At 71.9% G+C, this 12383-nt stretch carries 11 protein-coding genes; 6 read left to right on the top strand and 5 right to left on the bottom strand.

Going from position 1 to position 12383, the window contains the following annotated elements:
- Positions 1-86 precede the first annotated feature (86 nt).
- Positions 87-707, top strand: a complete 621-nt coding sequence (locus tag AACH11_RS03895; RefSeq protein WP_341372885.1) for a hypothetical protein — start codon at positions 87-89, stop codon at positions 705-707.
- A 40-nt stretch (positions 708-747) separates the two neighbouring features.
- Here the strand turns inward: AACH11_RS03895 and AACH11_RS03890 are convergent, their stop codons facing one another.
- From AACH11_RS03890 to AACH11_RS03880, 3 genes are all read right to left on the bottom strand, one after another.
- Positions 748-2733: a peptidase U32 family protein gene (locus tag AACH11_RS03890; RefSeq protein WP_341372884.1), complete on the bottom strand. Its 1986-nt coding sequence runs from the start codon at positions 2731-2733 to the stop codon at positions 748-750.
- A gap of 28 nt (positions 2734-2761) precedes the next feature.
- Positions 2762-3388, bottom strand: a complete 627-nt coding sequence (gene thrH, locus AACH11_RS03885) for a bifunctional phosphoserine phosphatase/homoserine phosphotransferase ThrH (protein WP_341372883.1) — start codon at positions 3386-3388, stop codon at positions 2762-2764.
- Between the two features lie 77 nt (positions 3389-3465).
- Positions 3466-4575 carry an acyltransferase family protein gene (locus AACH11_RS03880; protein ID WP_341372882.1) on the bottom strand — a complete coding sequence of 370 codons (1110 nt, stop codon included), beginning with the start codon at positions 4573-4575 and terminating at the stop codon, positions 3466-3468.
- A gap of 216 nt (positions 4576-4791) precedes the next feature.
- Here AACH11_RS03880 and AACH11_RS03875 point away from each other — a divergent pair, with 216 nt between their 5' ends.
- From AACH11_RS03875 to AACH11_RS03855, 5 genes are all read left to right on the top strand, one after another.
- The gene (locus AACH11_RS03875; RefSeq protein ID WP_341372881.1) at positions 4792-6003 is read left to right on the top strand and encodes an acyltransferase family protein; all 1212 of its coding nucleotides are present in this window, start codon (positions 4792-4794) and stop codon (positions 6001-6003) included.
- 194 nt (positions 6004-6197) lie between these two features.
- Positions 6198-7052, top strand: a complete 855-nt coding sequence (locus AACH11_RS03870; RefSeq protein ID WP_341372880.1) for an SRPBCC domain-containing protein — start codon at positions 6198-6200, stop codon at positions 7050-7052.
- A gap of 42 nt (positions 7053-7094) precedes the next feature.
- Positions 7095-7373: a BrnT family toxin gene (locus AACH11_RS03865; RefSeq protein WP_341372879.1), complete on the top strand. Its 279-nt coding sequence runs from the start codon at positions 7095-7097 to the stop codon at positions 7371-7373.
- A complete protein-coding gene (locus AACH11_RS03860) occupies positions 7327-7602 on the top strand; it encodes a BrnA antitoxin family protein (protein ID WP_341372878.1) in 276 nt (91 codons plus the stop codon). The genes AACH11_RS03865 and AACH11_RS03860 overlap by 47 nt, the downstream gene beginning before the upstream one ends.
- A 177-nt stretch (positions 7603-7779) precedes the next feature.
- The gene (locus tag AACH11_RS03855; RefSeq protein ID WP_341372877.1) at positions 7780-8208 is read left to right on the top strand and encodes an SRPBCC domain-containing protein; all 429 of its coding nucleotides are present in this window, start codon (positions 7780-7782) and stop codon (positions 8206-8208) included.
- 93 nt (positions 8209-8301) lie between these two features.
- Here AACH11_RS03855 and AACH11_RS03850 read toward each other — a convergent pair whose 3' ends face one another.
- Together AACH11_RS03850 and AACH11_RS03845 are read right to left on the bottom strand one after the other, a co-directional pair.
- Positions 8302-9540 carry a PhnD/SsuA/transferrin family substrate-binding protein gene (locus tag AACH11_RS03850; RefSeq protein WP_341372876.1) on the bottom strand — a complete coding sequence of 413 codons (1239 nt, stop codon included), beginning with the start codon at positions 9538-9540 and terminating at the stop codon, positions 8302-8304.
- A complete protein-coding gene (locus AACH11_RS03845; protein WP_341372875.1) occupies positions 9537-12368 on the bottom strand; it encodes a SpoIIE family protein phosphatase in 2832 nt (943 codons plus the stop codon). The genes AACH11_RS03850 and AACH11_RS03845 overlap by 4 nt, the downstream gene beginning before the upstream one ends.
- Positions 12369-12383: the final 15 nt, after the last annotated feature.

Here is a 12383-nt window from a genome sequence, read left to right as displayed (position 1 = left end):
CGGCGGCACGGGGCCGTGCCGGGGCAACAGGCGCTTGACGCGCCGGGTGCATGATGGCCCGTCCGTCGACTGATCCGGGATCCGTGATGCACCTGAATCTTGCCGTTCTGCTGGCTGCGGCCGGCCTGCTGTCGGGGCTGCTGCCCGGGCCGGGGGCGGGGCCGGCGCGGGCCGATGGGCCTGCCGCCGCGGTGGTGGCGGCGAGCCAGGCGGCATCACGCCCGGCGGCGCAACCGGCATCCAGCCCCGCATCACGCCCAGCATCACGCCCGGCGGTGCGGGCCTTGCCGCGGGTGGTGTTGCCGGAAGGCGCCGCCTCGGCCCCCGCGGCCAAGCCGGTGCCCACCCCCACCCAGGCGGCCGAGCGCCTGCGCCAGCGCATCACCGCCGAGATCGGTGAGGCCCGTTGCAGCGCTGACAGCCAGTGCCGCGTGCTGCCGATCGGCGCCAAGGCCTGCGGCGGGCCGGCGGGCTGGCAGGCCTATTCGACGGTCGAGGGGCGCGCTGACCGGCTGACGGTGTGGGCCGCGCAACTCGACCGTCAGGAGCGCACGCGACAGGCGGCCGAGGGGCTGATGTCGAACTGCGCGGTCGAGCTGCCGCCGGCGGCGGCCTGCGTGGCGCAGCGCTGCACGCTGGTGGCTGCGGGCACCGGCGCAGGCACCAGTGCGGGAGGCGGGGCGGTGAAGCCGCCAGCCGTGCGCTGAGTCCGGACCTGACGCCCGACCTCAGGCGCACGCCTTCCCGTCAGGCGTGTGCCGGCTTCGGCCGCTGGCGGTAGAACTGGATCGGCTGTGCGGCCTCGGCGCGGGTGGCCTCGCGCAGCACGTGCTTCTGCATGCGGCCGACGACGTGCATCTCGCAGGGCTTGCAGTCGAAGCGCAGCTCCAGCAGGTCGTCGCCGTGCTTGAGCACCAGCGGCTCGGCGCGGATCGTGCCCTGCACGCCGGTCACGCCCTTGGCCTGTTTGGGGCACAGGCTCAGCGAGAAGCGCACGCAGTGCTTGGTCACCATCAGGCTGGCCTCGCCCAGCTGCTCGTGGCTCTCGTAGGCGCTCGCGATCACCTCGACGCCGTGGCGGGCGTAGAAGTCGCGCGCGGCGTGGTTGTAGACGTTGGCCAGGAAGCTCAGCGTGCGTTCGGGGTAGGGCACCGGCGGCTCGACGGCGGCGGCGCGCGTCAGGCGCGGCCGGGCCTCGGCGCGGGCGGCCTCCAGCGCGGCGATGGCCTCGCGGCGCAGCTGGTTCATCGCCGAGGCCGGCGCGAACCAGGGCTGGCGCACGGCCAGCGTCAGGTCGCGCAGGCGGAACAGCGTGGTGCCCAGCTTGCCCAGCGCGTCCGTCCACTGCGCCTCGGCGCGGGCGGCGTCGCGTGCGGGCTGCAGCGCGATGTCCAGGCTGGCCTGGCCGCAGTGGCCTTCGGCATCGGTGGCCCACAGCGTCAGGCGGTCGTCGCTGTCGGACAGCAGCAGATCGGCATCGATGCGGCGCTCGGCCGAGGGCTTGTCCAGCACGCGGTCCCAGGCCATGTCGCGGTTGCGGAACAGCGGCACGCCCTTGCGCAGGTCCTTGAGCTCGGCCATCGCCTGGTTGGGCAGGCCGCGCCACAGGCGCTTGCGCTCGTCGATCAGGCGCACGCTGTTCAGCGGCACGCCCTGCAGCTCGCCCTGCAGGTCCCACCAGGTGATGCCGTCGCCGTTGTTCATCGGCGTGGCGTCGTGCTGGATGGTGAAGTCCAGGTGCTCGGGGCCGGTGGCCACCACCTCGCCCAGCGGGATGCCGGCGAACTTCGGCGTGTCGAAGGCGCCGATGTCGATCTGGCGGCCGTTGACGAAGTAGTCGGTGCCGCTGCGGTTGAAGTTGCGCTCGGGCTCGGGCGTGAAGGTGTAGCTGCAGGTGCCCGACGAGCCGCGCGCCAGCTCGGGCTGCGCCTCCAGGATCTGGTCGAGGTGCTGGCGGTAGTGGGCGGTGGCGTTCTTCACGTACGCCAGGTCCTTGTAGCGGCCCTCGATCTTGAAGCTGCGGATGCCGGCGTCGACCAGGGCCCTCAGGTTGTCCGTCTGGTTGTTGTCCTTCAGGCTCAGCACGTGCTTGTCGTGCGCGATGATGTGGCCGGCCTGGTCCGTCACCGTGTAGGGCTGGCGGCACTCCTGGCTGCAGCTGCCGCGGTTGGCGCTGCGCCCGGTGTAGGCGTGGCTGATGTTGCACAGGCCCGAATAGGCCACGCACAGCGCGCCGTGGATGAAGAACTCCAGCGTGGCGTCCTGCACCTGGGCGGCGATGGCCTGGATCTGCGGCAGCGTCAGCTCGCGCGCCAGCACCATCTGGCTGAAGCCCACGTCCTGCAGGAAGCGCGCCTTCTCGGGTGTGCGGATGTCGGTCTGGGTGCTGGCGTGCAGCTGGATCGGCGGGATGTCGAGCTGCAGCAGGGCCATGTCCTGCACGATCAGCGCATCGACGCCGGCATCGTGCAGCTGGTGCACCATGCGGCGCGCGGGCTCCAGCTCGTCGTCGCGCAGGATGGTGTTGAGCGTGACGAAGATGCGCGCGTGGTAGCGGTGGGCATGGGCCACCAGCCGCGCGATCTCGGAGACCGGATTGCCGGCGTTGACCCGCGCGCCGAAGTCCGGGCCGCCGATGTAGACGGCGTCGGCACCATGGTCGATGGCGGCGATGCCGATGTCGGCGTCGCGCGCGGGGGCCAGGAGTTCGATGTGGGGATGGCGGCGGCTCATGGCGCCGATTGTCCCGCAAGCGCCCGGATCAGGCCTGGGCCTGCGCCTTCAGCCGCACCGAGGCGGCGTCGATGTGGGCCTTCAGCTCGGCGTAACTGTGGTTCACCGGGTACTGCGGGAACTGCTTCGTGATGCTCTCGGGCGGGTGGATGAAGAAGCCCGCGTCGGCGGCACCCAGCATGCCGGTGTCGTTGTAGCTGTCGCCGGCGGCGATGACCTGGAAGTTCAGGCCCTTGAGCGCGTTGACGGCATGGAACTTCTGGTTCGGCTGGCGCAGCTTGTAGGCCGACACATAACCCTCGGCATCGGTCTCCAGCTTGTGGCAGAACAGCGTCGGGCGGCCCAGCTGGCGCATCAGCGGATCGGCGAACTCGTAGAAGGTGTCCGACAGGATGATGACCTGGAAGCGGCTGCGCAGGTCGTCGAGGAAGTCCTTGGCGCCGTCCATCGGCGACATGCCGCCGATCACGTCCTGGATGTCCTGCAGCTTCAGGCCGTGCTGGCGCAGCAGGCCCAGGCGGAAGGTCATCAGCTTGTCGTAGTCCGGCTCCTCGCGCGTGGTGCGGCGGAACTCGGCGATGCCGGTACGTTCGGCGAACGCGATCCAGATCTCGGGGATCAGCACGCCTTCGAGGTCGAGGCAGACGACTTGCATGGTGGGAGCGGACGGTGGGTGGGATGAAGGCCGGGATGCTAGCGCATGGGGCGCGTGCTTCGCGGGCGCGGCTTACCTCATGCGTTGCCGGGCAGACGCTTGCGCAGGGCGTATTTCAGCGCGTCGGTCCAGGGCGTCAGGACGATCACCAGCGTGAAGGTGGCTGCCGTGATGAACAGCGCATGCGGCAGGGTGTCTATCCTCCAGGGGCTGATCGCGGTGAAGAACGCCAGAGCGGGAAAGTGAATCAGGTAGAGCGGAAAGGTCAGCGAGCCCAGCCATCGGACCATGCGCTCGGCGGCGTGCGGCGATCGCTGCTGAGGGGCGTCCCCCAGCAGTGATCTGGCGCAGACGAGGTGGATCGCGATGAAGATCGCGGACAGGTAGTCGGCCAGCAGATTGCGGTTGAACGGACCTCGACCGACCGGAAACTGGAAGCCGAAGTTGTCGGTCGGAAGGCGGCCGGTGATGCTCGGGGCTGCCACCAGCAGCACGATCGACAGCGTGAACAGCCCCTTCATCCAGGCCTTGTGCTGCGGCCCGATGCGCACGAAGTACAGCAGGTAGCCCATCACCCAGATCGGGAAGAGCGCCGCGATGGTCTTTCCTCCAGCCAGCAGCAGGCCGGCCGCGACGGGCCAGGCGATCGTCCGGGGCGCGAAGAGGCACAGGCCCGCGATCGCGTAGTAGGTGACTTCGAAACTCAGCGACCAGTAGGGGCCATTGCTGCCGGGAACGATGCCGTTGAAGTTGAAGATCTGGTACTCGTTGATGAACAGCAGCGATGCCGCGTAGCCTTCGAGGCTCTGTGGCTTCCACATGATTCTCTGCATCGCGTAGAGGTCCGGGTTCAACGCCATGCCGAGGTTGTCCAGCATCCAGGTGGCGGCCAGCGCGACCAGCACCACCGAGTACATGCGTGCGATGCGCGCACCGGCGTATCGGGCCAGCGTTCTTTCGCGTGTCGCGGTGACATGGGCGATCACATGTCCGGACAGCGCGAAGAAGATCGTCACCGCGATCGAGCCGTACGCGCCGAGCCGATGCCAGATCAGATCCTTCGTGATCGGATGGATGCTGAGGTGGTCCAGAAAGACCGCCAGTGCCGCCAGAAAGCGCAGTACGTCGAGGTAGAGCGAGTAGCGGTAGGGCATGTCCTGGGTCTCGGCGTCCGGGGTGCGATGCATGTCGGGTCTGCCGCCCGTGCGGCGGATTCTGTCAGCGCGGCCTTGGCGCCGACGGCGGGCGATGGTCGGGCATTCCCGACGAAACGGGTGTGGGCACTTGGATTCGGGGGGGGATGACAGGGCGCCCGGTGTCGGGTCCACAATTCCCGGAGGACAACACCTGACGTCATGGCCCGTGCCGTTCATCCAAGGGCGACGCTGTGCTGTGCCAGCCCGATGAACGCCCCTGCCGCTGCGCCCGTGCGCCTGCCCTGGATCGATGGCCTGCGCGCCGTGTGCGCGCTCTACATCGTCGGCTTCTGGCACCTGATGGACTACGTGCCGGGCTGGCCGGGCTACCACAACGCGGTCACGCAGCGGCTGACGGTGGGGGTGCTGGGGCTGTTCGTGCTGCTGTCGGGCTTTCTGCTGGGGCAGGGGGCGGTGGCGCCGGGCTGGGCCGGGCTGCGGCGCTTCTGGGTCCGGCGGCTGTGGCGCATCCATCCGCTGTACCTGCTGGCGCTGCTGGCCTTCTGGGCCATCGGGCTGATCGGGCTCAAGGGCGTGGCCAAGGCGGCGCTGGGGCTGTCGATGCTCTGGGGGCCGCCGCCGCCCACGCTGTGGTTCGTCACCGCGCTGCTGGTGTACTACGCGGTGGCGCCGTGGCTGATGCGGGCGCTGGATCTGGGGCGTGTGGCCGGTCTGGCGGCAGTGGCGTTGGCTGGCGTGGTGCTGGCCGGGCTGGTGTTCGGTGGTGGGCACGGGGATCGGCGGCTGCTGCTGTATTTCCCGGCGTTCGCTGCCGGGCTGGCGCTGGCGCGCGGCGGCCTGTCGCGGCCCGCTGGGCTGGTGGGTGCTGCTGCGGTGGGTGCCGCGGTGGGTGCCGTGGGCGGCGCGTCGCGCGGGTCGGCCACGGTGACGCGGGTCGCGGTCGCTGCGGCCTGCGCGGCGGCGCTGGGCCTGAGCCTGGCGGACGCCGCGCTGCCCGAGACCAGCCTGTGGAGCCTGCCGCTGGCCACCGCGTGGCCCGTAGCGCTGGTGCTGGCGGTGCGCTGGGCGGCGGCCGCGACGGGGACGGGTGGGGTGACGGATCGACCGCCCGGCGCCGCGGGCTGGTCCGGAGCGGCCGGAGCGGGCCGTGCACGGCCGCTGCAGGCGCGCCATCGCCTGCGCCGCGCCGTCGGCGCCTTCTGGTCGGCGCCGGTCTGGGCGCCGCTGGCCCGGGCCAGCTTCGCGATGTACCTGTTCCACCGCCCGGTCTACGAGCTGCTGTCGCGGTACCTGTCGGCCGCTGCGGTGCCGGACGGCTGGATCGGCAGCCCGCACGGACGGCTGCTGCTGCTGGCGGGTCTCGGTCTGCCGCTGGTCACGGCCCTGGCCTGGGCCCTGCAGCGGGGCTATGACGGCTGGCTGGACGGGCGCCGGCCGCCACCGGCCGGGCGGCGCTGACGGCGCTGACGGCGCTGACGCCCCGCCCGTCCACCGTCCACCGTCCGCCAACCCCGACCGCGTGAGGGCCTGCTGTCCCGGCACGCCGATCCGGCGGCCGCCTGCACCGGGCCCTGCCGGCCGGTGCCACACTGCGCGCCAGCGCGGCCATCGCATCCCGCCCCTCCCGTTCATCCGGCCGCCAGGAGTCGCCCATGCGCATCACCGTCGAGACCCTCGTCCACGCCTCCTTGTCGGCCGTCTGGCAGGCCTGGACCACGCCCGCCGACATCCTGCAGTGGAACGCCGCCTCGGCCGACTGGCACACCACGCAGGCCGAGGTCGATCTGCGCGAGGGCGGCACCTTCCGCTCGCGCATGGAGGCCAGGGACGGCAGCATGGGCTTCGACTTCGAGGGCGTCTACACCGAGGTGCTGCCGCTGCAGCGGCTGGCCGCGCGCTTCGGCGAGCGGGCGCTGGAGGTCGACTTCACGCCGCTGGCCGAGGGCGTGCGGGTGGTCGAGACCTTCGAGGCCGAGACCACCTTCAGCCCCGAGCAGCAGCGCCAGGGCTGGCAGGCCATCCTCGACAACTTCGCGCGCCACGTGCAGGCCCGGCCGGGCGCGGTCGAGGATCTGGCGGCGGCCACGCTGCGCACCTCGCGTGTGCTGGCGGCCGGGCCGCAGGCGGTGTGGGCGGCGATCGCCGATGGCGAGCGGCTGGCGCGCTGGTGGGGGCCGGCGGGTTTCAGCAATGTCTTCGAGACCTTCGACTTCCGCCCCGGTGGCGCCTGGCGCTTCGACATGATCGGCCCCGACGGCCAGCGCTACGCCAACGCCTGCCGCTTCGGCGCGCTGCGCCCGGCCGAGCGGCTGACGGTGCACCACGTGGTCGAGCCGGTCTTCACGCTGGCCGTCACGCTGGCCCCGGCCGAGGCCGGCCACACCCGCCTGGACTGGGCCCAGACCTTCGCCGACGGCCGCACCGCCGGCCAGCTGCAGGCCCTGTGCGGCCCCGCCAACGAGCAGAACCTGGACCGGCTGGCGGCGGAGCTGGCGCGGGTGGGGTGAGTCGCCCGTCAGCTTTCTTTTTCTGGGTGGACAATAATTGCCGTGGACATCGAGTTCGATCCGGCCAGGCGTGATGCCACCTGGGCGGCGCGCGGACTGGATTTCGCGCGGGCCGGCGAGGTGTTCCAGGGGCGCCACTACACGGCGGCTGACCTGCGCCAGGACTGTGCGGAGGATCGTCGTATCACCGTCGGCCAGCTGGACGGACGCATGGTGGTGATGGTCTGGACGCCCCGCGGTGAGGCCCGTCGCATCATCAGCATGAGGAAAGCCAATGACCGTGAGCAAGCGCGTTTCGCCCATCGTTTCGACGGATCCTGACGACGCTCCCGAGCTGACGGAGGCCTTCTTCCAGCGGGCCGACGAGTTCCAAGGGACGGTGCTCGTCAAGCGCGGGCGACCGAAGGCGGCCGTGACCAAACAGCCGGTCAAGCTGCGTTTCGATCCCGATGTGCTGGAGGCGCTGCGGGCCACCGGCGACGGCTGGCAGACGCGTGTCAACGACATGGTGCGCGCCTCGCTGAAGCTGGCCGGTCAACTGAAGAACTGAGGCGCCGAGGCGCGTCGCACGACGGAGCCCGCCGTGCGCCGCTGACGCCCCTCTGCCCACGCGTGCGAAATCCTCGACGAAGGCCGTCAGGTCCGGGAAGTCCCGGCGGGCGGGGTGGTACACGACCTGCTTGGGCGCTGTCACACTGCCCTCACCCGAACGCTCCGGAGCATCGTCATGCAGATCACCGTCGAGTCTTTCGCGCAGGCCCCGCTGGAGGCCGTCTGGCAGGCGTGGACCACGCCTGAGGAGATCATGAAGTGGAATGCCGCCTCACCGGACTGGCGCACCACGCAGGCCGAGGTGGACCTGCGCGTGGGCGGTGCCTTCCGCTGGCGGATGGAGGCGCGCGACGGCAGCGTCGGCTACGACGTCGAGGGCGTCTACACCGAGCTGCGGCCGCTGCGCCGGCTGGCCGCCTGCAGCGGTGACCACATGCTGCGCGTGTCCTTCCTGCCCGAGGACGGCGGCGTGCGCGTGGTCGAGACCTTCGATGTCGACGATCCGCATGGCGCGGCCGAGCAGTGCCAGGGCCACCAGGCGGTGCTGGACCGCTTCTGCCGCCATGTGGCGATGCGGGCCACGCCGCTGGAGTGCCCGGTCTGAGTGACGGGCGCGGGCCGATCGGCGCTGACTGACCCGCGCTGACCGCCCAGCGCTGACCGATCAACGCTGACCGATCAACGCGGGGCGGCCGGTTCAGCCGGCGTAGCGCTGGTAGAGCCGGCGCAGCATCGCGATCTCCTCGTCGGCCGGCACGTCCCAGGCCGACAGGCCCAGGTCCTGCAGCGCCTGGCGGCCCTTGTCGTGGCCGGACAGGCCGGTCAGCGCCGCGCGCAGCGGAGCGGCCAGGGCGGCGCAGTCCGGGCGCAGCAGCAGCAGGTGGCTGGCGACGCCGGTCTCGCTCTGGTCGAGCACGCGCACCCCGGCGCGGGCCAGTGCCGACAGCCGCGCATGGCCGCGGCGCGACATCAGCAGCAGATCGGCCTGACCGGCCAGCAGCGCCTTCAGCGCACCGATCTCGCTGCCGGCCTCGGCCATCTGCAGGCTGGCCGAGTCGAGCCCGCTCTCGTCGCAGAAGAAGCGGCCCAGCACCTGCACGAAGCTGCGCGTGTGCGCGGTGATGGTGCGTGCGCCGGCGAAGTCGGCCAGTGCGGTGCGCGGTTCGTCCTGGCGCACGATCAGGCTGACCTCGTCGCTGACCTCGTCGCTGTTGCCGGCCGGGCGGGCCACCGGCAGGTAGCCGTGGGCGTCCATCAGCGCGCAGGCGTCGAAGGGTCGGGCGAAGGCCAGGACGGGGGGCGCACCGGAGGGGCGGGCGCCGGGGGCGTCCAGATCGTCGACGGTCAGGGCGATGGCGCGGCCGAGCGCGCGTTGCAGCAGCGTGTTCAGGTAGTACCAGCCGATCAGCTGCTGGCTGTTCTGCTGGCTGACATGGAAGTCCAGGCGCAGGGCGGCGGGCTTGAGGGCGAGCGTGGGTGGACGGACGGCGGCGGGCGCCGTCAGGCGGGGGGCGTCGGCGGGGGGCGCGGTGCTGCCGCCGAAGTAGCGCATCAGCCCGGTCATCTTGAACAGCATGGCCAGCGTGCGGTTCAGACCCTGGACCTCGGGCTGCAGGCCGGCGGTGCGCCAGTGCTCCAGCAGGCGCAGCAGCTGGGCCAGGCCCATCGAGTTGCAGCGCGACACACCGCTGAAGTCCAGCGTCAGGCGCCCGCCGGGGGGCGTGCAGCCCTGCAGGCCGGCCAGCACGGGCGTGGCGTGCACGTCGATCTCGCCGTGCAGCCGCAGGCACAGCCGGGCGCCGCCGGGGCCGTCCTCGTGCCCGGTCTGCACCTGCAGCGCGCCGGTGGCCGGCGGGGTGGATGGTGCGGGCTGGGCGGGAGAGGCTGGAGAGGACGGAGCCATCGGAACAACGGGTGACATCAGGCGATCGCTCATGCGCTGGCGCTGTCCGGCAGCTCGCCCAGCTCGTGGTGGTAGAGGAACTGGAAGCCGCTGTCGCGCTCGGGGTCGGGCGCCTGCTGCAGCGACCACAGCAGCGTGATCTGGCTGCGGCGCTGGGGCTGCACGCGGATCTGCAGGTAGTCGCTCATGCGCCACATCAGGTAGAGGCCGGCGCCGCCGATGCCGGCCTCCAGCCCCTGTTGTCCGGCGTTGAGCGCCAGCCGGCGCAGGAACACGGCCGGGGTGAAGGTGCCCCAGTGGTCGCTCATGCTCAGGCCCAGGCGCTGGCCATCGTGGCGGATCTGCAGGCGCAGGCCTTCGTGGGCGGCCACCTCGCGCACCGTGCCCTTGGCATGCCGTTTCTGGCCGGTGGCATCGAGCGGGGCGCCGTACAGGCCGTTCTCGATCAGCTCGTCGGCCATCAGGCGCACGATGTCGGCCAGGCCCTCGGGCAGCGGCCGGCCGGCCGCCTCGGCCGTCAGTGCCAGGCCGGCCAGCCAGTCGCCGAGCGCGGTCAGCGTGGTGGCCTTGTCGTCGCTGTGGCCCAGGGGCCAGTCGCCGCTCTGGCGCGGGGCCGGGATCCAGCGCGCCAGGTCGTCGCCGTCGTCCAGCGTGTGCTGGGCCAGCAGGGCCTGCCAGCCGAGTGCACGCAGAAAGGGCTGGTCATCGGGCAGCACGCGGCGGATGCCGGCCGCGCACAGCGCCGGCAGCAGCGGCAGCAAGGTGCCCGAGGCATGGGTGGCCACCACGCGCTGGCGGGCCACCGGCGCGGGCAGGCCGCCGGCCTCGGCCACGGCGGCGGCCTCCACCTGCAGCAGATCGCGTGCGCTGGCCAGGCGGCCGGGCAGCACCGGCGCGCCCTCGACGCGGCCGGTGTGGGCCAGGCACAGCGCGGTCACGTCGTCGTCGAAGTGCGGGCGGCCCGCATGCCGCTGCACGGCGCTGAACACCTGTTCGACCAGCGTGGCCGGATCGGCGCTGGCCTGGCGGTAGAGCAGCGCCTCCAGCCCTTCGCTGCCGAAGGGCTGGCGCTGCCGGTCTTCCTGCTCGATCACGCCGTCGGTGTAGAGGAACAGGCGGTCGCCCGGCGCGATGTCGAAGGCGATGGCCGCGTAGGCGGGCTGCTGCACGCGGCCCAGCGGCAGGCCCTCGGCCTCGACCATGCCCCAGCCCTGGTCGGCCTCGATCCAGACATAGGGAAAGACATGGCCGGCATTGGCCACCCGCAGGCGGCCGGTGCGCGCATCCAGGCTGCAGGCCAGCAGCGTCATGAACATGCTGTCGTGGCTGGCGGTCAGCAGCGCCTCGTTCAGGTGTTCGAGGATGGCGGCCGGATCGGTCTCGCCCTGGTTGGCCAGCTGGTGCACGGCCATCTTGGCCGCGCTGACCAGCGTGCCCGAGGCCACGCCGTGGCCGCTGACGTCGCCGATGAGGAACACGGCGTGGCGGCCGTCGACCGCATAGTGGTCGTAGTAGTCACCGCCGACCTCGGTCGAGGTGGTCAGCCGGGCCAGGCCCTGCAGGCCGGGCAGCGTGATCTCGGGCGGCGGCAGCATCGCGCGCTGCAGCTGGGCGGCATGGGCCACTTCCTGGCGCAGCCGCGCGCCCAGGGCCTCGGTGCGCTGCAGGGCCTGCTGCAGCGCCTGCTGGGCCTGCTTGCGCGCGGTGATGTCGACGCCGGTGGCCAGGTGCAGCAGCGTGCGGCCGCTCAGCGGATCGCGCAGCTCGGTGTTCGACCACTCGATGGTCAGGTGGCGGCCGTCATGGGTCAGCAGCGGCGTCTCGGTGCGTGGGGCCTGTGCGCCGGGCTCGACGCGGCCGAGGAACTGGCGGCGCACCACCGCGTCGGCGGCGAGCTGCGGCGGCAGGAAGGTGCTGAAGAAGTCCTGCCCGCGCACCTCGGCCTCGCTGCGGCCGCTGACCTGCTGGCTGTGCTGGTTGAACAGCGCGATGCGGCCCGATGGCTCCAGGCCGATGATCAGCGCCTGCGAGGTGTCGATCACCTGGTCGCTGAACTGCTGCTGGCGCAGCAGGCGTTCGGTGGCGCGCCGCACGCGGGCCACCAGCGGGCGGTAGATCAGCGCGGCCTCCAGCAGCAGGGCCAGCAGGGTGCCGCCGTAGACGATCTGCTCGTAGCGGATGGCGCGCGCGACCTCGGCCGCGCTCTCCTGCTCGTACTGCACGACGGCGTCGTCGAGGGTCTTGAGCAGCACGCCGGAGGCCGCGGCGGTGATCGCCTGCAGCTGCGGCGGCAGGGTGCCGGGCTGCTGGTCGACGTGTCGCATCAGGCCGTGCAGGTGGTCCAGATAGTCGCGTACCTGGCGGTCCAGCTGGGCGGGCGATCCGAAGTACAGCGCCTGCAGGGCCGGCGACAGCGTGGCCGGCAGGCCGAGTGCGGCGCTGCCGCGGGTCAGGCCCTCGTGCGAGCTCTGCATCAGGCGGGTCACCCGGTCGAGCTCGCGGCGCAGGGCGGCACGCTCCTCGGCGTCGCGCGCGACCACCAGCCGGGTGGCGAACAGCGCCGCGCGCTGCGACAGCATGCGCTGGCGGCCGCTGATGTTGACCACCGTGGCGGCGCTGCGGTTGATGCTCAGCACATCGTGCAGGATCAGGAAGGTGGCGGTGGCCAGCAGCGCGATCAGCAGCAGGCCGGTGATCGAGCGCAGCCAGACGCCGCGGGTGAGCTGGCTGACATCCCGGTCGGCCAACGAACTGGCGGCGTCATCGGGGCGGCGGGAGGATGCGGGGGCGCCGGGGGATGGCGTGGACCGGTCGGTGGCGTTCAGGGGCAGGGTGGCGGCGTCGGACAGCAGGGCGGCCATGCGTGGAAGGGGGTG

Source organism: Pseudaquabacterium rugosum (assembly GCF_038066575.1).
Lineage (GTDB): Bacteria > Pseudomonadota > Gammaproteobacteria > Burkholderiales > Burkholderiaceae_C > Pseudaquabacterium > Pseudaquabacterium rugosum.
Note: the sequence above shows the minus strand (reverse complement) of the source record. Positions and strands in the feature narration are given on the sequence as shown.

Excerpts from the sequence above, each read along its gene's own strand:
- AACH11_RS03860 (WP_341372878.1), top strand. The coding sequence starts at position 7,327 with ATGACCGTGAGCAAGCGCGTTTCGCCCATCGTTTCGACGGATCCTGAC.
- AACH11_RS03880 (WP_341372882.1), bottom strand. The coding sequence starts at position 4,575 with ATGCATCGCACCCCGGACGCCGAGACCCAGGACATGCCCTACCGCTAC.
- AACH11_RS03850 (WP_341372876.1), bottom strand. The coding sequence starts at position 9,540 with ATGAGCGATCGCCTGATGTCACCCGTTGTTCCGATGGCTCCGTCCTCT.
- AACH11_RS03870 (WP_341372880.1), top strand. The coding sequence starts at position 6,198 with ATGCGCATCACCGTCGAGACCCTCGTCCACGCCTCCTTGTCGGCCGTC.
- AACH11_RS03895 (WP_341372885.1), top strand. The coding sequence starts at position 87 with ATGCACCTGAATCTTGCCGTTCTGCTGGCTGCGGCCGGCCTGCTGTCG.
- AACH11_RS03875 (WP_341372881.1), top strand. The coding sequence starts at position 4,792 with ATGAACGCCCCTGCCGCTGCGCCCGTGCGCCTGCCCTGGATCGATGGC.
- AACH11_RS03845 (WP_341372875.1), bottom strand. The coding sequence starts at position 12,368 with ATGGCCGCCCTGCTGTCCGACGCCGCCACCCTGCCCCTGAACGCCACC.
- AACH11_RS03890 (WP_341372884.1), bottom strand. The coding sequence starts at position 2,733 with ATGAGCCGCCGCCATCCCCACATCGAACTCCTGGCCCCCGCGCGCGAC.
- AACH11_RS03855 (WP_341372877.1), top strand. The coding sequence starts at position 7,780 with ATGCAGATCACCGTCGAGTCTTTCGCGCAGGCCCCGCTGGAGGCCGTC.
- thrH (WP_341372883.1), bottom strand. The coding sequence starts at position 3,388 with ATGCAAGTCGTCTGCCTCGACCTCGAAGGCGTGCTGATCCCCGAGATC.